Genomic DNA, 20,367 nt, shown 5'->3' with positions numbered 1-20,367 from the left:
TCTTTTGCGAAGAGGTTAAAAATGCGTCTCGGAGTAGAAAGTCAACATTCACATCGAGAGCAGCATTGTAAAAGCGGGCGAAGCATATGCGAGTGCCATACTTACAGTCAACTGTTTCATACAGTTGGTGGCGGCTCGGCAAGTTAGACACCCCGGGGCATGAAAAGCTGAGTAACTATTCCCACTCAATCGTACTCGGTGGCTTTGAGCTGATATCGTAGACGACGCGGTTGACGCCCTTCACCTCTGAAACAATGCGGGCGGAGACGCGTGCCAGGAGGTCGTGAGGCAGGCGGGCCCAGTCGGCGGTCATGCCATCGACGCTGGTCACGGCGCGGATGGCGATCACTTGTTCATAGGTTCGTTCGTCGCCCATCACGCCGACGCTCGAGACGGGGAGCAAAACTGCGAACGCCTGCCAGACGGCGGCGTACATTTCGCCGCGGCGCAGCTCTTCAATGAAGATTCGATCGGCGGCGCGCACCAGCCGCAGACGATCTTCGGTGATTTCGCCAAGGATTCTCACCGCTAAACCGGGGCCGGGAAAAGGATGCCGTTGCAGCAGCGCCGCGGGAACGCCGAGTTGAGCTCCGATCAATCGAACCTCGTCTTTGAAGAGCTCGCGCAGCGGCTCAATGAGTTTCAGATTCATTTTCTCCGGCAGGCCGCCGACGTTGTGGTGACTTTTAATAGTGGCTGAAGGGCCGCGGACGGAGACCGATTCGATCACGTCCGGGTAGAGAGTTCCCTGCACCAGAAAGCCTACGCCGCCAAGTTTCGTCGCTTCGCGTTCGAACACTTCGATGAAAGCCGCTCCAATGCGCTTTCGTTTCGTCTCAGGATCCGTAACGCCGGCGAGCGCCGAAAGGAACTGGCGGCTGGCATCGACGCCGACAATATTCAATTTTGTTTCCTGGCGCAGGAGAGCGAGCGTGGTCTCGAACTCGCCTTCTCGCAGCAAACCGTTGTCGATGAAGAAGCAGGTTTGCCGGTCACCCACGGCGCGATGCACGAGGGCAGCGGCGACCGAAGAATCCACTCCTCCCGACAAACCGCAAATTGCGCGGCCGTCTTCGCCCAAGGTTTCGCGAATGCGCTCAATCTGCTCTTCGATCGCGGCGGCGGGCGTCCAGTCACCTTTGCACCCACAAATCTCAAACAGAAAATTCCGAAGAATTTGCGCGCCGAGGGGCGTATGCGCGACTTCCGGGTGAAACTGGACCCCGTAAACACCGATCGCCGGATTCTCGAAAGCGTTGATCGCGTCTTCCGTGGTGGCGGTGACGGCAAAACCTTCGGGCACCGCCGTCACGTGATCGCCGTGACTCATCCAGACGTCCATTTCGCGCGGCAAACCGGTGAACAGACGGCTGGAAGGATCGACTACCTGCAGACGGGCGTAGCCATACTCGCGGTTGCTCGAAGGCTGTACCGAGCCTCCCAGTTTGTGCGCGATCAACTGCAGGCCGTAACAGATTCCCAGGATGGGCGCGTGACCGTTGTTCAGCAGGTCGTGGTTGAGCCGGGGCGCCGTTTCGTCGTAAACCGACGACGGGCCGCCGGAAAAAATAAGCCCTTTCGGATGGCGCTCGTGAATCTCTTCGGGGGGCGCGTTGAAGGGAAGGATCTCGCAGTAAACCCCGGCTTCACGCACACGCCGCGCAATCAACTGAGTGTACTGAGCGCCGAAGTCAAGTATGATTACGGTTTCGTGAGTAGACGTCCGCAAAAAAAGAAAACCCCCGCGATGACTTGCACGTCCAATGTAGCCGAAGTTATACGAAACGCGAATTATAGTGTGCAGCCTGGCATTCGACAACGCTCTCTGTGTCTCCGTGGATCCTCGGTGCCTCTGTGGTGAATTTATTTCGACGACAGATCACCACAGAGACACAGAGAATTTCACCGAGACACAGAGAGACGAGCTCTGACGTGAGCGAACAGTGCGGAAAAGGCGACTAAAGCAAAAACGCAAACACGCACAGTCTTATAGGAACGCAAAGAACAATCTCCCCATAACAATGCAGCCCAAACTTCCTCAGCTTAAATCCGCAATTGCCTGCTTGCTGTTGCTTCTATCGTTGGCCGTGCCGGCTTTACCGGCGACGCCGGAACTGGTCTTAGCGCAGCCACTCACTTTGCGTTGGGTGTACGGTTCGGATCGAACCACCAATTTCACGCCCGCGACTGACGCCAAAAGCATTTACCTGCCGCTGGTCGACGGCACGTTAGTGGCCCTAAACGCGTCGGACGGAAAACTGCTGTGGAAAACTGAAGCCGGCGGCCACTTCTCTGCCGCTCCGGTCGCCGACGAAACCACGCTTTACGTCGCCACCGAGTACCCGACCGGTGATACTAGCGCTGCGCGCGGCACCTTGCGCGCGCTCAGCAAAGATACGGGTATCACTTTGTGGATGCGCACCCTGCAGGCGCCGCTGCGTGGCCGGCTGGCGGCGGGACCGAGCGCGGTGTTCGCAGGCGCGGCGAATGGCGTGGTGAACGCATTCGACAAGCGTACGGGTGCGACCATTTGGGCCAATAGTTACGGCGACGGATTCGACTCGCAGCCAACCCTCGTGGGCGAACGGCTGTATATCGGCAGCGTTGGTGGCTGGCTGCGCGCGCTGAATCAATCAAACGGCGAGGCTCTCTGGGTGGTGCGAACGCGCGGCGCGATTCGCGGTCCAATCGCGATCCGTGACGGCGTAATCTTCTTTGGATCCGATGACGGTCATGTATACGCAGTGCGCGACGACAGCGGCAAAATGGTCTGGAAGCGGCGCACCGGCGCTTCAGTCCAGGCGGTAGCCGTGGTGGAAGACGGCGTGCTGGCATCCTCGTTCGATAATTTCGCCTACCTGCTTTCGCTCAGCGGCGGCTCAGTCCGTTGGCGACAGTTATTGCCGGGGCGAGTACCGGCACGGCCCATCACCGCTGCGGATGGCGCCCTTTTCACGCCCCTGTCCACCGACAGCGCGATCGTTCTTAGTTTGAAAGACGGAAAGCCGGTAAATCGGTTGCAGATTGGCCAGGAGAACAGCAGCGGCGCGGCGCCAGTGGTGGTCCAGGAAATGGTTTTCCTGACGACGGCTAAAGGCCTGATGGCTTTCTCACCAAGCCGCTAACACCCGCACGAGAGATTTACGAAGCGTGTCAGTACCGGGAGCGATAGCGACCGGATCGTACACTCGACGTCGAATGGTCGATCCGCCTCGCTACCGCTCGGGGTACTGACACAAACGCTATCCTGACGCCGGCGCCTGCGACTTCCCTGAGAAGAGACGGAACAGGGGCGCCAAACCGCTCGAGAGCAGACCGTGCGCCATGTAGCCAACGACCAGAGCCAGCAGCACCCACTGCGAATACAGATAGATCAATCCAAATAAAGCTATCAGGAAGATGACATGCCGCGGGCTCAAGCGGCGGCCGGCGCCCACGGATTTGAAGCTGGTGAAGCGAATCGTGCTGATCATCAACACACTGAGAAAGGCGACCAGCACCAGCATTCCGATGGCGCGGGCTTCGAAGCGTTGGGTGTAACGCAGCGGAGTCGGCGCGAAATGCACGATGGCCGCAATCAGACATCCCGCCACCGGGATCGGCAGACCGACGAAACTCTTTTTATCGACTTTACTGGTCCCTTCGGCCATCGGGCGCGGGCGCATCGCCTGCACATTGAAGCGCGCCAGCCTGAAGCCGCCGCAGATGACATACATGAACGACAGAAACCAGGCGAGCTGCCGGACGTTAGGCCAGTCGCGCAAGGCGTAACCATAACCCCAGGCGTAGGCCAGCATCGCCGGCGCCAACCCGAAAGAGACAACGTCTGCCAGAGAGTCGAGCTGCACACCAATCTCGGTCGTGCTCTTGGTCATGCGCGCGATGCGCCCGTCCAGGGTGTCGCAAAGAAAGGCCAGGCCAATCGCGATCGCGGCATGATCGAACCGCACGGTCGCTTCGGCGACGGCCCCGCGTTCCAGCAGGCTGAAACCACTCATCGAGGCCATCAGCGAGTAAAAGCCCGCCAGAATGTTAAGCGAGGTGAACAGCGAAGGAACGACGTACACGCCTTTGCGCAGTCCTTTGCGCGCCGCGGGAGTCGGCGCGACCCCCAAATGATCCTGTCTCCGGAATCGAGAAACGTTCATTGTCTGATTCTCCCGATTATTGTGACGCCGCCACGCACGCGCGAGCCTTTTTTGACGACGACCTCGACACTGGACGGAAGAAGCACATCAGTGCGCGAGCTAAACTTGATCATGCCAAATCGTTCGCCCAATTCTACTCTGTCCCCTTCCCGCTTCCAACAAACAATTCTGCGGGCAAGGATTCCCGCAATTTGCGAGCATTTTACGCGGATGTTGTCGCCCTCAAGGGTGAGCGTGTTCTGCTCGTTCACGTCCCGGGCGCGTTCATCCGTAGCCATCAGAAACTTGCCCTTCCGGTATTGGACCGCCGTGATTTTCCCCGCAATCGGCGCCCGGTTTACGTGCACATCCAGGGGCGACAGAAAGATGCTGACCAGCGAGTCCGATCCAAGTTCAGGTTCACCGCGTCTCACCAGGGTTACGCGTCCGTCCGCGGGAGCAACGATGATGCCGGGTTCGGAGGGAATCGTGCGCCGCGGATCGCGAAAGAAGTAGGCCATGAAGGCGGCAAGGAGAATGAAGGCCATCGCCACCCACCACAGTCCGAACAGCATCGGAAGAATGGCGAGCGCCAGCGGAACCGCCACCCAGGGAATGCCATCACGAACCATAATAAAGTGGCCCAGACTTTAAATCTGGGCTGTCAATCGTCAGTGGTCAGTCGTCAGTTGGAAAAGAGATACAACTGACAACGGACCACTGGTTACTGACAGCACCGGCTGAGTCTGCGCTACCTATAAGAAACAAAACGGGGCCGAATCCCGACCGGCGTCGGGAATGTGTCGTCCCCGTCTATCGAGTCTGCGGCTGGCTGAGCCCGAAAACGCGCTCAGGCTGTTGTTACCGAAAAGGATTAGTGCTCAGTGCTGGAACGCTTCTCGTGTTCAAGCATCAACGAATACATCTGATCTTTGATGGCCAACTTCTTCTTTTTCAACGTCGTCTCTTCCAACTGTTCGTCATCGCTGGGATAAGCGAGGGCGGACAGCTCGCTCAAGCGTTGTTCGTATCGACCATGTTCCCGCACCAATTCGCGGAACTCAGAGTTGGTCATCATTAACTGCTCTTTCACAGAATCCGCCGTAGTCGTGTCCATTTCAGGAATCTCCTTCTACATTGTTAGTTGGAAAGAATGACCGCGGTGAGAAATTCTCACGGGGCTGTAGCATGGGCGAAATGTTAGCCAATTTAGCAGGCCAAATCAAGGCGTCTGTGTCAAAGAAACTGCCATTAACAGGGCATCTTCCACCGGAGATTTGTAGTAGCTCCGCCGCCGGCCAATTACTTCAAATCCGCAACCACGATAAAGCTGGTGCGCGCGGTCATTTCCCGCCCGAACTTCGAGAACTGCCTGCCGGGCATGCCGTTCGCGGCCCCAGGCGAGGGCCGTTTTCATCAGCATCTGCCCGATGCCACGTCCGCGAAATTCAGGCTTAACCGCCACGTTGTTGATGTGAATTTCATCGGCCAACTCGCGCGCCACGATGAACCCAACAATCGGGCGCTCGGCCTCACTCGTGGAATTGGTGATGCGCGCGACCAGCATGAGCGAGTTAGCGACGGACTGCAATTCCGCGTGATAAGCTTCCCAGCCCCACGGGCTCAGATTGCACATTTCTTCGAGCGCGACGACCTCGAGCAAGTCATGCTCAGTCATACGGTCGAGCGTGACGAATCTCTGATCACTGGAGATGGCGGTCTCAAGCATGAGTCTTTATTTCCGCGTCGGAAGCGCGGACGTAATTCGCGCGCAGTTCCTCAGGGTCGATCACGTTTCCTTTACGCCATTCGCGCGCAGCTAACTTTGCGACATCTTGGGCAAGTTCCGGGGACGGCGGCGCCAGCCTCCACCCATTCGTGTGCGGTGCAGGCGCGCCGACCTGTAGCTCGATTCCCTTCGCGCGGGCTTCGCTGCGGATTAATTCCACCTGCGCATGCGCGCCTTCGCCGGCCCACGTCAACTGCGCATGGTTGCCGTATTTCGCCACGAGGGCAGCGGGGCTGATGTGCGCAGGTTCATTGAGCGCTCCCACTTCGTTATCACGAACGGCGAACATCTGCGCGAAGACTTCGCCGCGTCCCGCGGGCAGCAATGCGACTATGCGATCGGCTGTGCCCGCCGCGTGTGCTACCGCCGCCAGCGTCGAAACGCCGACGCACTTGCGCTCAAGCGACACGGCGAGCGATTTCACGGTGGCCAACCCGATTCGTAATCCGGTGAAACTTCCGGGCCCGATGGCGGCCGCCAAAAGGTCAACCGTGGACAACTCGACACCCGCGTCTTTAAGCACCGCGTCGATGTTCTCAATCAGGTCCTGCGAATGCGAAGACGACGCGTCGCCCGGCCGCGAGGCAAGAATTTCTTCGCCGCGGGCGATGGCGACACCACCGGCGCGCGTGGCTGTTTCGATCGCAAGAATGACCGGTTCAGTGGACAGAGAATTTTACCCCTCGGTTGACATACGTAAAATGCGGGCGCAATGATCTTAAACCAGAAAATTGCAACGCGCGAGATCGTTGCGCGCAGAAAATAATCAAAATGCGAATTGGGGTACTCACAGGCGGGGGAGACTGTCCGGGGCTGAACGCGGCCATTCGCGCGATCGTGCGCTGCGCGACGCGAGACGGCGCCACCGTGCTCGGCATTCGGAATGGCTACCGCGGACTGGTGGAAAACGACATTGAAGAGCTGTCGCGGGACAAGGTGATCGGGATTCTGCCGCGGGGCGGCACAATTCTGGGCACCTCGCGATTCAATCCGCTCAAAGACGAAAGCTCTCTCTCAGCCTTCAAGGAAAATTTTGCGTCGCGGCAAATGGACGGGCTGGTCGTGGTTGGCGGTGAAGGCTCGCTTTCAGCGGCGCGCGATTTGTGGCGGCACCACCAGGTTAAACTCGTCGGAATTCCGAAGACGATTGACAACGACATCAGCGGCACCGATTTCACTTTCGGTTTCGACACGGCCGTGACGATCGTCACTGACGCCATCGATCGTCTCCATTCGACTGCCGAATCTCATCACCGGGTGATGGTGGTTGAGGTTATGGGTCGTCACACCGGGTGGATCGCCGCGTACGGTGGCCTCGCCGGCGGCGCGGACGTCGTGCTGGTTCCCGAGCATCCGTTTCGTATTTCGCGCGTGTGCGAATTGCTGTCGCACCGCAAATCCGAAGGGCGCGCTTTTTCCATCGTGGTGGTCGCGGAAGACGCGCATCCGCATCCGGACGAGGTATTCCTGAGCAAGGAGCAGTACGAGGCGATTTACCGTCACGATCGTCTGGGCGGCATCGGCGAAGCGCTGGCCAACGAGATCGAGCGCTGTATCGGTATTCAGGCGCGCGTGACCAAACTCGGATACGTGCAGCGCGGAGGTTCACCGACACCATTCGATCGGATTCTGGCAACGCGGTTCGGAATTAAGGCCTATGAAATGATTCAGGCTGGTGAATTCGGCCGGATGGCGGCCTTGCGCGGAAATAAGATTGAGTCAGCTTCATTGGATGAAGCCATCGGCGAACTCAAACGGCTGGACGAAGAGATTTATCGCATCGCCGAGATTTTCTTTGGCTAGACTGTGAGGAGCTTTGCAGCCGACTTCTTAGCTCCGAATCAATAAAAATGGCCGCGTGAGGAGCGAATCTTCACGCGGCCTTTTCCTGTCTATTGCTAACTGCTCACTGCCCACTGCGCACCGCTCACTGATTACGGTAGCGCCTCAATTACCAGATAGAACCGGAATGCTCCCGTCTTCTGGATTCCGAGCAGGAAGTTCACGTTGATGCTCTGGCCATCGGGCAGCCCGCCTGACAACGGCAAAGTCACAGTGGTATTCAGGCCGCCGCCATTTGCCGCCGGGTGATTCGGTGGCTGCTCAAGCGTCAGCCCGGTGACGTTGACCGAGCATGGTGCCGTAGTCGGCGTCCCCGTTGACGCGCAGGTATTCGCGTCGTTAACCATGCTGATGACTTGATTCGACGATGATCGGAGACGCAAATCGGCGAATGCACCTGACGGTTGCGTGGTCATGTCGATCACGCGGAACCGAAGCCTGGTAACGGTGCCCCCGGTTTGATTCACGACGCGACGACGAATCGTCATGGTCCCGAAGAGCGATGCGTTGACCGGGTCAGACGTGGTATTCCGATCGCGGTTTGGTGCGACCGCCTCCGAAACAGTCGCGTCGAGTAACACTAGATTTACGACCGGGTCGCGCTTGATTGGCGACGCGAGGTTCTCAGGGCCGGGGCTGCCTAAACGTTGCCCGGCTGACGTAGGCGCTCCGGTCGTGTCGCCAAAGATAAAGTCAGCCGCATTGTCCTGCGTATCGCGCGGCCGTCCCGGCGTCGGGCAACCGGCCTGGAACACGCATATCTGACGGAAGAAGGTGTGTTCCAGATTTTGCGCGACATCTGCCGGCGCGAGTGGCGCGTATCCGGCGGCCTCTTTGTACAGCGGGTTGGTTTCAGTGTTCGGACCGACCGAATCGAGGCGATTCGTCGCATTGAAGTTCGCCGCATTATTTGTGCGGAACACGGCCAGCGCGGTGTTATCCGGAACATCGGTCGTCCAGGTGGCGTCGCCCAGCGCCGCGTCTGTGCCGCCATAATCTTTCAGCGAATAGCCGTTTGTATTTGTGCCAAGGAAATGTCCGCGCGCCGGAATCGTCGTGCCGTTCGGGACAAAGAAGATCGGGACACCGCTCGAGTTTGCCACGGCCCAACCGGTCGAACCATCAGTGGTCGTCACGAACAGATCCTGATCCGTGCTGTTGTAGAGCTCAATAAATTCGTTGTTCGCCTGTTCCGTTGCGTTGGCGCCCGGTCCGCTCAAGCGGAACTCACTAATGATCAGTTGGCCGGCCGTGGCTGATTCGTCGTCATTCAGAATCGTCCCGAGGCCCGTATCATCAGTGATCGTCGCGCCGCCGGTCTGCCCCGACAAGACCACCGTGAAGTTCTCGATAAGTTCCGGCGTAGCGTCTCCATTGACCACGACCGTAATCGTCTTGGTCGGTTCTGTCACACCAAAGCTTAAGGTGCCGTTGTTCGGCGTGTAGTCGTTGTCTTCGCTGACCGGAAGGTCGTCCTGGGCAGTGCCGTCAACAGTGGTGAAATTCACATCAGTGGCGCCGTCACCGGTCTTCGTCACGGTGAAGACAAAGTTGGTTGTGCCGCCGGTTCCTTCAGCCAGCGTGACGTCACTGATGGACAACGAAGGCGGGGTCACGTTGAGAGTGGCCGAAGCGGTGCCACCGACGCCGCCCTCAGTTGAGCTCACGTTCCCCGTGGTGTTGTTCTTCGCGCCCAAAGTATTGACCTCCACGTTCACCGTGAAGGTGCACGTAGCGCCTCCCGTCAAAGTCGCGCCCGAGAGACTGATGCTGCTTGAGCCATCGGCCGCGGTAATCGTGCCGCCACCGCAACTTCCGGTCAGACCGTTGGGCGTCGCGACGATGAGTCCGGCCGGCAGCGGATCGGTAAAGCCGATTCCCGTAAGCGTGCTGCTGTTCGGATTACCGATCGTAAAGCTCAATGTAGTCGAACCGTTGGGCGGCACCGACACTGTGCCAAAGGCCTTGCTGATGGTGGGCGGCGCGACCGGTGCGCACGAGGCAGCACTGGTAAGGAACGGGTCGTAATCCACCGCTAAGGCCCCCGTGCCGGTGATGCTGTCGCCGGTTCCAGTCGGGTTACTGGCGATGGTCGGCCCGGTTGCGCTTCCCCAGTAGTTATTCTCAGCATTGATGCTGCCGGCGGGACTGTTATTGAGCATCCCAACGCCGTTGCCGAAGATGTTGTTATTGTTCGCGATCAGGCCATTTGTAGCATTCGCACTTATTTCCACGCCGGTAGAGTTGCCCGCAATGGTGTTGCAGGTAAACGTCGGCACGGCGGGCGTGTCATGGAAGACGCCGCGGATGCTGTCCGTAGAGCGGTTGCCGGTAAAGCGAATGTTCGGTGACACGGCCGAGGAGTTCGTAATACCGAGACCCTCAACCCGCGTATAACCTGCTGTCTGGAGTGCCGTCCGGTTGCCGTCCACGGTATTGTTCGTGACATCCACTGTCACCGTCTGTTGGATTGATTCAACGCGAATACCTTCATAAGTAGTCGGCGTCGTTACCTGTGACGGCATCGGTGTCTGAACGTATGACTGCACCGTGTTGTTGCGAATGGTGAAGCCCGGCAACCCGTAAACGTAGTGCAAATTGTGACGGATACCGATGCGGAACGTCGTGACGTCGTTGTTTTCGATGACCGACGCCGGATGCGTGGTGACGTTGCCGCTGAAATTCTCAATGACAATTCCTAAGCGCGAGCGGGTAACGACGTTGTTCGTCACGTCGGCCCAGCAATCGTCGGAAATGCGCAACGCCTGTCCAAAGGCACCGAGAACGTTATCGACCTTATTCGCAGTTATGCGGCTATTGGCATTTCTCGGACCGCCAATCCCAAAGGTATTTAGCCAAATCGCGATCTCGCCGATGTTCTGAACGATGTTGTTTTCAATTACCGCATCCATGTCGGCAGAGCCATCGCCGTAGATGCCGAACTCCGCGTCAACGTCAGAGCCGTTGAAGACAACGCCAGAGGCATTTAACGGGTTATCGCCGTCGACGGTGAAGCCTTTGAAGGTAACTCCACTGGCGCTGAAAGTGACCACAATGGGCCCGTTAAAGCCCGGGTTCAGCGGGTCGCTGGCAATTGGACTGATGATGGCTTCAGCGACTCGGACACCGGTGTTCGGGTTGATATTGGCGTTCGGGCCCAGCACGGTCAGACTCTTATTGACGGTGACATGCTCTTCATAAGTTCCCGCGCACACCTGAACCGTCTGACCGGCCAAAGCGGCAGTGATTGCAGATTGAATGGTCGTGTACGCGGCAGTCGGACACTGGACCAAATCGTCGTCAACCAGCAACAGATCGTCATCGGTAATCGTCAGCGTGGCCGTGTCCGGGCCGGCAATCGTCGCCCCCACCGGACTTGAGAGCACGATCGTTAGTGTCTCGTCGCCCTCGTACTTAGTGTCGCCATTTACGGTGATGGTAATGGTGCGGTCGGTCGAGTCTCCGTTCGGCCATTGCAGTGTTCCGGTTGGCGAACTGACTGAATAGTCATTATCAGCGACGGTCGCCGAGCCATCGTTGATGGTGTAATTGACTGAAGCCGGCCGATTAGACCCGCCGACCCGCTGCACCGTGAAAGTTACTGTGTGCGACCCGGTATTAGTTTCCGGATCACTGATTGCCGTTTGGGCGAACTGAAGCTGCCCAGCGTTGAACGTCGTGGGCGTGAAGCACAGCGAGAATTCTGAGGTGTTATTGTTGACGCTCGTGGCCGTCGCCGTAATTTGATCGGTCAGATTAAGCGTCGCCGGACTGAATCTCCACCCGCCGAGGCCGTTCGCATCGGTGGTCGTGGTGGTCGACCCAAGATAAGTCTTCCCTTCCCCATTACCTGACGTGTCGCAAACAGTGTTCGCATACAAATCGATCGTGAAGGTCTGGTTCGGCACCGAGCTTAACGTCCCTGAGATCAGGTGGGGACTACCAACCACCGCTGACCGGATGACCGGGAAGTTCTGCAATGCATTCGGACCGCTATCCGCATCAGGCGCAGCGTCGTTGGCGGTCTCCCCATCGACCGGTCCATGATCGATTCCCAGATGCGAAGCGGTCGTGCCGTTCGAGAAGATCGAATTACCACGGATGACGTTTCCAATGCCTGCATCCGGCAACGACACGCCATCGTTTGCGTTGAAAGCGATAATGTTCGGTTCACCGGAAGCCGTGCCGCCGATTGTGTTGAATACCGCGCTCCCGCCGGTGAGGTGAATGCCGTTCCCGCCATTGCCCAGCGCGCTGACGCCATCAGCCTTGGTGCCGACGTAGTTGCCGTGGACGATACTGCTGTTGAAGTTCGTGAACAGAATTCCGTGGCTATCGTTGCCCGAGAGCAAGTTGGCGAGTTGAGGGGTAGTACCGCCAATGGTCATATTGTTGGCGCCCAGCACGCCACTACCCGTATTCCCCAGGTCGAGAGTGCCGCTGACATCGGTACCGATGAAATTACCGGTGACCGCGCCACTGGATTGCAGGCCGTGGTCGGTGAATCTGTTGATCACAAGACCGCGGACGATTGACGATCCATTTGAGACCACCAGACCAGTCACCGTAGCGCCCGCGCTGGAGCCTTCCACTTCAATTCTGAGCACGGCGTTGGTGCTGGTCGCGGAAGTGTTCACCGCGGCCTCGGTCTGGGTATAACCGTCAACAGTGGCTGCCTGCGTCAGGGCCGGCAAGGCGGAAGCCGGCAGAATCGACCACCAGCCGTGCGGCCAATCCGGATCCTTGTCGACCGGCAAGGCCGCATCGTTTGCCGCCGTGGTCACGAGCACGTGCGTCAGGTCATGGGTTACCTGGTTCGCAACCCCATCATCCTTGTAGTAGAAGTGGCGCGCGTCATTCGCCGGGATCGCAAAGTTAATTGCCGTAGCCGCGGGACTCGCGTTCGCCGCGTTGATTGCTTCGCGCAAAGTGCAACCGTTACCGCTGCCAATGGGCAGGCACGACCCATCGTCGCCGTCCGCGGTCGTGTTCACGACGAACCCTCCCGAGGGAACATCGTCGTTGGTTATCGTGCCGACTGCCTGGCCATCGCTGATTGTGGCGTCTACCGGGCCAGAGAGAGTCACCAGGAATGTCTCATTGGCTTCAAAAACGCTGTCACGGCACACGAGAATCGTGACCGTCTGGGACGTCGAACCGGGACCGCTGGCCGGGAATATCACGGTGCCGCTGTTCGGAATGTAGTCCACGCCGGGAGTGCTGCAATCGGCGCCGGAAGTCGCCGGATTTACGCCACCGGTATCGTCGGCGGTCTGGAAGGTGACGCTCGCTTGTTCGGTAGTCGTCCCCGTCTTGGTGACGGTGAAATTAAACTGCTTCGTCAGCGGCGGAACTGCGGTGGTACCTTCCGTCGCCGTCAGATCATTAATCGAAATAGAGGGCGCCGCATCATCATTCGTGATTGTGCCGGTACCCTGCGGGTCTGAGATGGTCGCGTTCGTCGGCAGACTCAGATTCACCACGAAGGTTTCGGTTTGCTCGAAGTTCGTGTCGCCGTTCGCCTGCACCTGGAACGGCTGCGTGGTCACATTTGGCGCGAACGTCAGGATCGTTGGACCGGCGCCGTTGTAGTCGGCATTGGAAATCAGGGCAGTGCCGTCCGCAGTCTGAGCGGTGACGGTTATCGTTTGATAGGACGCGTTTGACAGGCTCACCGTGAAATTGAAGTCCGTGGTCCCGCTGTCCCCTTCAAAGGCCGTGACGTCGTCGATCAGGATCGTCGGCTGCGTGTCGTCGTTAGTAATCGTGCCGACGCCCTGACCGTCCAGAATTGTCGCGTTCACTGGGCCCGAAAGATTGACGAAGAACTGGTCGTTAAGTTCAAACTTGGTATCGCCGTTTACCTGAATGGTTACCGGTTTACTGGTCTCACCCGGATTGAAGGTTATTCCAGTTGAAGCGACTGCGTTGTAATCCAGGTCGGCAGTCGTAGCTGAATCATCAGCGGTCTGGTAGTTCACCGTGATGGTTTGACTGCTTGATTCAGTAAGCGTGACGTTGAAGGTAAAGGCCGTAGTGCCCCCGTTGGTCTCGACCTGGGTCACATCGTTGATAGAGAGTTGCGGTCCCGGCTCAAAGTCGTAGGTCACGAGCGCGCCGTTATGTTGCAGCCGGAAGTTGTCGACGTTGCCGTCGAAGCCCGGCGCCCACGGCCCACCCGCCTTAAAGAGCACGGCGCTGCCAACCGCGTTGCGCACGCCGGCGTTCGGGAACAGCGACAGCACCTGCGCCCAGGTGCAAGGCGACGCGGGCTGACATGGCTGGGGAACGCCGGCGACGTTGTTGACCGTTACGGTCGTTCGCGTCCCGTACCACATGCCGCCTCGCGCGTCCCAGTTCTGCCAGACGTTCTGCGCCACAGCACCCTGCGCCGGCGACAGGTACGGTTCAAAGACCAGACGCCCGGAGTACGCAGTCGCCGCGTCGTTGAGGTCGTAGTCGATGTCGAACTGCAGCGAATTCGCCACCACGGTGTTCGTGTTGTTGTTCTGATAGCTGTGATAGAGCAGCGCCAGCAGGTCATCCGCGCGCGTTCCGTTGTAATTGAAGACGCCGAGGGCATGACGTCCCTGCGCGTCCACGGTCAGGAACGCACTGCCCGTTCCGAGTGGCGGCGTCGCCGGGCCAATCTCAAAACCTCCCGATCCCGTTCCCGTGCCGGGCAGGTCATCGAAGAAGAACCAGCCGTTCGGGGTCACATACGAGACCACTACAGTGTTCGCAACTCCCTGGAAGCCGTTCGTTCCCCGACCGGGAACTGTCTCGACATCGGTGTCGGTCCCGCTCAACAGGAATGGCGTGTACTGGAAGTTGGCCGACGCCGGACCGGCAATGTCGGGCTGACCTCCCGGAGGCGTGGCCGAGCCGCCATAAAGCACAGGAATCTGCACCGCGTAGCCTGGTTCAGCACTGTTCGCCGTGGTCACGACCGGCGAGGTGGTCCCGAACCAGTTGCCGCGGAAGTTCTTGTAGTTTGTCGTGGCCGGCGGCGGGAGAGATCCACCCGACTGGCGATCAACGATCTGCCCGTACCAGTTGGCGCTGATGCTGTTGTTATTAAAGGCACCATGGAGGGCTTGCTGGACCGGACTGTTCGTGCCGCCACTGGCATCGAGGAACAGGACGCCGACCGTCCAGTTGTTGGTGATGAAGTTCTCGATCACCGTCATCTGGTCAGTCTGGTTACGGAAGATCAGGCCTGTCCGGTTGAAGTCGATGACGTTGTTGCGAATCGTGTGGCCGCCGCTGTTGTTGATGTCGATGCCGGTGCGATTACCGGTAATGACGTTATCGCGAATGAGTGCCCCAGTGACCGATAGGCCCTGAATTGCCACGCCTACCGAATTCAGATTCGGATTGTTCCAGTCGGTGGTGTTGTTGCCCGCCCGCGTAATGGTCATGCCCGCCAGGGTGACGTTACTTGCGGTGATCTGGAATGTCGCGCCGGAACCGCCAATCGGTCCCACCACACTTACCGAGCCAGCACCCGCACCGAGGATGCTCACGCCGGCTTTATAAACGTTAACGTCCTCGTTGTACGTTCCCGCGTAAACGATCACCGTGCCACCGACAGCCACGCCGTCGACGCCACCCTGAATCGTCGCGAACGAATCGCAGCCAAAGTTAGTGGCGAGACCGCCGCCATCAGGATCGGTTCCCAGCGGAGTACCCGTCCAACTGTCGTCCACATAAACCGTCGCCTGGGGCGGACAGGCATCGTCGTTCTGAATAGTTCCAAGTCCGGATGCGTCGCCGATCGTCGCGCCGGACGCGTTCGAAAGCTGCAGAGTAAACGTCTCGTCAGGTTCGACCGCGAGCTCGCCGTTGACGAACACAGTCACCTGCTTGGTCGTCTCGGACGGAAGGAACGTCACATTGGTGACCGGAATCGCGGTGAAGTCCGTCGGCGATACTGCTGTGCCAGGAACGGTTTCGTAATCGACACTGGCGTTGAACGCTGTTGCCCCCGTCTTGGTGATGGTGAAGATAAACGAAGTGCTGCCCGGCCCGCCGTTCCCTTCTGCCATGGTCACGTCGTCGATGGTGAACGACGGCGCGGTGACCGTAATTGGCGCGCAAGTCTGCTGATTATCGACGTCTGCGCACGCGGAGCCATTCGAGCTGTTCGTCGAAGTAAACGTGGATGTCGTCTGACCAGAGCTAAACGAGTTAGTGGTCGGCAACATCGTGCCATTGGTCGCGCTGAAACTTGCGTCGGGCAGTGGCAGTATCGCGGCCCCACCGTGCGCGGGATTGCCGATTCCGCTGTTCCTCGTCATGTCGGCCGTGATGGTCGAAGTGCCGCCCGGAGTTATCGAACTGGGCGAAGCGCTCACCAGGAGAACGACCCAGGGGTCAAAGTCGGCAGTGCCGGTAACGCTGTCGCAGCCGGGATTTCCCGGTCCCGCGTTGCAACCCCACCAATTGTTCTCAGCCGTGACGTTACCGTCGACGTTATTCAGCCCGGTGGTATTGCCGACGATGCGATTGAACCTGATGTTGGCCACGCCCTGGCTCTGCACCAGCAAGCCCGTGCCGTTGTTTGTAATCGTATTGCCTTCAACGATAACCGGCTGATTGCCGCTGAAGTTCTGACCGGCCAGCCACTGGAAGCCAATGTTCGCGCCACTGATTGAGTTGCCCGAGTAGGTGACCGTCGTCGTGGCCGACGAATGCGAAGTTACCCGGAAGGCGCGCTGGAGGTTCGTCGCCGGATTATTTCCACCGGCTTGATTGATGAACTGATTGCCGCTCAGAGTAATGTCGCTGCTATGGGCGTGCGCATTTTCCCAAATACCAAGGACTACCTGCGGGTTAGCGGCATCCTGCGCGTTTAAGACCCGCACAATGTTGTTCGTGATTTGCAGGCCGTCATAGACCGCGCCGCCGCTGGTATTGCTTTGCAGGGCAACGTCGGTGGCGAAGTTCGCGCCCGCGCTGATGCCATCGCCCTGGATCTCGATCGTGTTGCCTGAGATCACCTGGTTCGCGCCGAATGAGAGGTGGATCGCGATGTTCTGATTGACGTCTGCCGGCGCCACCGTCGCGTTCAAGTCGCGCGCCATCCGAATGTAGTTGTTGCTGAGCTGCGTGTTGTTATAGGCATCACTGCCGCCCGGACTCTGGAAGAAGCCAATAGACAGGTCAAAGTCGAGGAAGCGAATGTTCGAGATCGTCCAATTTTGATTATCGCCGAGGAAGAAGGCGAACACGCCTTCCAGATTTACGCCCGCCAGATCGCCCGGTCCCTGGATTTCGCCGTCGCCCAGATTGTCCGCCGTGAAGGTCACGTTGTTCACGTTCGCCTTCGGCGTGATGCCGTAGTCGTCGTTTGAGAAACTACCGCCGGTCTGGCCGTCACTACCGAGCGCCCAACTCGCCGCCGCATTCGTCTCAGTCCAATTGAACGTTCCGAGCAGCTTGATGGTCTGGCCGCTGAAGGCCGCCTGCACTGCGTTGTTGATGCGCGTGTAGTCGTTGTCGGTCGCCGTTGGCGTCGTCGCTGGCGTAACCGTCAGGGTACTGACGCCCACGATCTGAATGTCGAAGGTGTAGGGATTCTCGTCGCTGTCGTCATTCGTGATGGAAACGGTTGCCGTGCGCGTACCGACGGCACTGGCGCCTGCGAAAATGGTGAATGTGGTCGAGCCGCTCGGGGTGACCGGTGAGCTGGGCTGCGAAGTCACCGTGAAGTCACTCGCATTCGGACCCGTAATCTGGACGAACGGAGTTCCGCTCAGCGTCAGATTTGCGGCACCGGTATTCTCGATCGTGAACGTATGACTTGACGGGGTGCTGCCAAAGTCGGTTCCGTCCGCCAGGTCAGGCGTCGTATCGCCGTCCGGAATCGAGATGCCATTGCCCTTCACGTCAATTTCGGGCGTAAGCGATTCGCCTACGGCGAAGTCACTCATGGTCGCCATGCCGGTCGCTTGCGTGCTGGTCGCAGTTTTCGTTCCGACACTCGGCGATGTCCACACGCCAGCGTCTTTCTTGCGCACGATGAAGTTTGCCGGGTTGGCGCCGCCGTCGATCAGACCGGCGGTGAAGTTGAACGTGGCGTCATAAGTGCTGAAGGCAATGGATCCGTCCCTCGTGAGGTTCCAGTACTCATTGACGCTGAGGTTCTTGTTGATTCCCGAAGTGTCGGCTGTCGTATCGGCGTGGTCTCCACTGAAAGTATTCGCGGTAACGTCGCCAGAGACTGAAACCGCCGCAAAACTCAGATTGACAGGGGTGTACGCAGTGGTGGTTCCAATCTCAAACGTCCGCGAGAGATCACTCCCGGTAAAGTTTTTCTTCAGGCCGCCGACGATGTAGCCCGTGGCACCGCCATTTAGAATCGCTGGGGACGAAACAGTAAAGGTCTTGGTGTTGGGGTTCGTTAGGCCCAGCAACACAATGCGCGAAAGGGTCAGCGTCGTAGTGTTGGTTAAGGCAACGTTTCCGTCCAGGTTAAGGGCCCGCGCATTGCTCCCGTCGTTTCCAAATGTGATTGAGCTTGCGGGTCTGCTGATTGTGACCCCGCCAGGCGCGATCAGCGTAATGTCCGGCAAAGAACCGGTGCCGATGCCGGTACTACTGATGCTGCCACCGATCGTCACGGCGGCCGAACCGCTACCCGTATAGGTGAGCGAAGAGTTGGTTGCGCCCGCCGCCCTGACCGTCAGGTCTTCGAATTGGAAGTCGCCCGTACCGGTATCAGAGACCGTGACCGCCGTTAAGCCATTGCCAATCTCAAGGTTCGCATAAATCCGGCCGTTGGCCTGGAAGCCTGAGGTCGTAAACCAACGCGCCATGCTGCCGCTCGCAAAGTTCACAATCTGCGAATCGCTGGCGGCGCCAAAAGGACTGTCGCCGGACTGATGGGTGTAAAACGCTCCGCTTTGGAAAACGATCGAGCCTGCTCCGGCTCCGGCGGCATTAGTACCAAACGGATTCCCTACATAACCGGCTAAGGCGGTACAGTTTGTCGCGGTCGGGAACGTTACTGCGCCTGCGTCGGCGGCGATGAGCCGGCTGCCACCCGTACTTTCGAAACTGAGCAAGTTATCGATGTTGCCGGTCGCTCCGGTTGGGAGCGAGATCGTTAGCTGGCTAGTACCAGACAACTTCACTTGTGACGACCCAGTCACATCAAAGTCGGTTCCGGCGGCGCCGGCGATCGTCAAAGTATTCGCGGCAGCACTGCTCAGCGTAACCGCAGCGCCATTGATAAAGCGGAACTGCGCAATGGTTTGGGTGGGAATGTTGTCGATATTTGTCGTCGGGGTCGACGTACCGTCAACGACGAGCACGTCAGTCACAGCGGGCACCAGACGATCGGGATTCCAATTGAGTGCGTTTTGATAACTATCGTCGGTGCCGGGCAATAACGGAGCCCATGTGTAAGTCGCGGGAAGCGCTGCGGTAGTACCATTTAGTGAAACGTTAACGGCGTTAGTAGTCGTGTCAAACCCGCCGGCTCCGGTGCCAGCGGTTGCCCCATAACCGTAGAGACGGAAAGTGGTAGCTGTCGTGAGGTTGGTCAAACCAGAAATCGTAATCGTGTTTCCGGTGGTTAACGTTGTGCCGGGAAAATTGACGGTTCCAATATCTGTAGCAAACCCATCTACCGAAGACCGCAGGGTCACGTTGTTTGGCCCAGTACTAGAACGCTCCCAATTAAAAACGAATGAGGTTGGGGTAAAGGAAAAGCCTACGTTGGGTGTGACGATGAATTCAATGTAATCATGGCCGGCAATCGACTCGGCTAACGTCGTTGGATTCGTATCCCCACCATCAAACCAGGCATTACCTCCGAAGCGGTTTCCATTTCCAGATCCAGTCACGCCGGCGCCCAAAGTTAGGTTAGCGGCTGAGATGTTTGTGTTATTAAAGACGCTAGGTTCAGTCGTCTCGGTTCCCACATTTCCGAAAGTGTTCCAGTCGAGCAGTTGGCCAAGGAACAGCGGGGCCGGCCTCAACGTCCGCGCACTTCTACCCGCCAGGATCTTGCTATAGATGTCGGGATTGCCGCCAAGCCAACTAAACCGTGATGAGTGATGAGTTCTGAGTGAGTCGTCGGCCGAAGGTGCTGCCTCAGTGCGCGCGATGAAGGGCAAAGCGCCGAGGGCTAAGAGCAGAGAGCAAAGGACAACGAGCCGAACAATTCGCACATTGCGCTTTGCGCGTAGGCCGTGGGGCGTGTGGGACATCCGTGCGGGCGAGCTCCTCTTAAATCCAGAAGGCAGTTAGCAGGGGCAGTAGGTGGGAAAACCTATCTGACGAATGCTACCGCTTGTTCTCCACTAAAGGCTAAGAGCTAAGAGGTAAGAGCTAAGGCCGATAACGCTGACGCTTTGCACTTCGCTTGGCACTTCGCCGCAATGCGCTGACAACTGAGACGAATCTAAAATCCTAAAGTCAACAAGCACCCTTAATGGCGTACTGGTCGACACAAAACACTGTGGGCGTCGCGCAGATTATGCGGATGCAAGCGAAAAGTCAATTAAAAATAAGGGAGCCGGGGGTCAAAAGTCAGGAGTTGGGGGTTATCGGGGGGTAGTGGGCGCAATCATTCTTGGCCTTACCGTCGGCTTGCCAGAA

Annotated in this window: 10 protein-coding genes; 3 read left to right on the top strand and 7 right to left on the bottom strand. The window is 58.3% G+C overall.

Annotated elements, in window-relative coordinates; all coding sequences use genetic code 11:
* Positions 1 to 175: 175 nt before the first annotated feature.
* Positions 176 to 1,729, bottom strand: coding sequence for a glutamine-hydrolyzing GMP synthase (gene guaA / locus VFX97_06940; protein ID HEX5702917.1), 1,554 nt, complete (start codon positions 1,727 to 1,729; stop codon positions 176 to 178).
* 292 nt (positions 1,730 to 2,021) lie between these two features.
* On the opposite strand from guaA, the gene VFX97_06935 reads away from it, so the two are divergent.
* Entirely contained in the window at positions 2,022 to 3,125 is a 1,104-nt protein-coding gene (locus tag VFX97_06935) for a PQQ-binding-like beta-propeller repeat protein (protein HEX5702916.1), read from the top strand.
* 117 nt (positions 3,126 to 3,242) lie between these two features.
* Here the strand turns inward: VFX97_06935 and VFX97_06930 are convergent, their stop codons facing one another.
* The 5 genes from VFX97_06930 to tsaB form a co-directional block, all read right to left on the bottom strand.
* On the bottom strand, positions 3,243 to 4,148 hold the full coding sequence (locus tag VFX97_06930) for a phosphatidylcholine/phosphatidylserine synthase (GenBank protein HEX5702915.1): 906 nt from the start codon (positions 4,146 to 4,148) through the stop codon (positions 3,243 to 3,245).
* Positions 4,145 to 4,759, bottom strand: coding sequence for a phosphatidylserine decarboxylase (locus tag VFX97_06925; protein ID HEX5702914.1), 615 nt, complete (start codon positions 4,757 to 4,759; stop codon positions 4,145 to 4,147). The genes VFX97_06930 and VFX97_06925 overlap by 4 nt, the downstream gene beginning before the upstream one ends.
* A gap of 242 nt (positions 4,760 to 5,001) precedes the next feature.
* On the bottom strand, positions 5,002 to 5,244 hold the full coding sequence (locus tag VFX97_06920; protein ID HEX5702913.1) for a YdcH family protein: 243 nt from the start codon (positions 5,242 to 5,244) through the stop codon (positions 5,002 to 5,004).
* A 105-nt stretch (positions 5,245 to 5,349) separates the two neighbouring features.
* Complete coding sequence (gene rimI / locus VFX97_06915) at positions 5,350 to 5,856, bottom strand: ribosomal protein S18-alanine N-acetyltransferase (GenBank protein HEX5702912.1); 507 nt, start codon at positions 5,854 to 5,856, stop codon at positions 5,350 to 5,352.
* Entirely contained in the window at positions 5,849 to 6,508 is a 660-nt protein-coding gene (gene tsaB / locus VFX97_06910) for a tRNA (adenosine(37)-N6)-threonylcarbamoyltransferase complex dimerization subunit type 1 TsaB (GenBank protein ID HEX5702911.1), read from the bottom strand. Before tsaB ends, rimI begins: the two co-directional genes overlap by 8 nt.
* Here tsaB and VFX97_06905 point away from each other — a divergent pair.
* Entirely contained in the window at positions 6,470 to 6,607 is a 138-nt protein-coding gene (locus VFX97_06905; protein ID HEX5702910.1) for a hypothetical protein, read from the top strand. The two genes, tsaB and VFX97_06905, sit on opposite strands and share 39 nt — an antisense overlap.
* 80 nt (positions 6,608 to 6,687) lie before the next feature.
* The gene (locus tag VFX97_06900) at positions 6,688 to 7,719 is read left to right on the top strand and encodes an ATP-dependent 6-phosphofructokinase (GenBank protein ID HEX5702909.1); all 1,032 of its coding nucleotides are present in this window, start codon (positions 6,688 to 6,690) and stop codon (positions 7,717 to 7,719) included.
* Between the two features lie 131 nt (positions 7,720 to 7,850).
* Here VFX97_06900 and VFX97_06895 read toward each other — a convergent pair whose 3' ends face one another.
* Positions 7,851 to 19,976: a Calx-beta domain-containing protein gene (locus VFX97_06895; GenBank protein HEX5702908.1), complete on the bottom strand. Its 12,126-nt coding sequence runs from the start codon at positions 19,974 to 19,976 to the stop codon at positions 7,851 to 7,853.
* Positions 19,977 to 20,367: the final 391 nt, after the last annotated feature.

The sequence above is a fragment of the Pyrinomonadaceae bacterium genome, from assembly GCA_036277115.1.
Taxonomy (GTDB): Bacteria; Acidobacteriota; Blastocatellia; order Pyrinomonadales; family Pyrinomonadaceae; genus UBA11740.
Note: the sequence above shows the minus strand (reverse complement) of the source record. Positions and strands in the feature narration are given on the sequence as shown.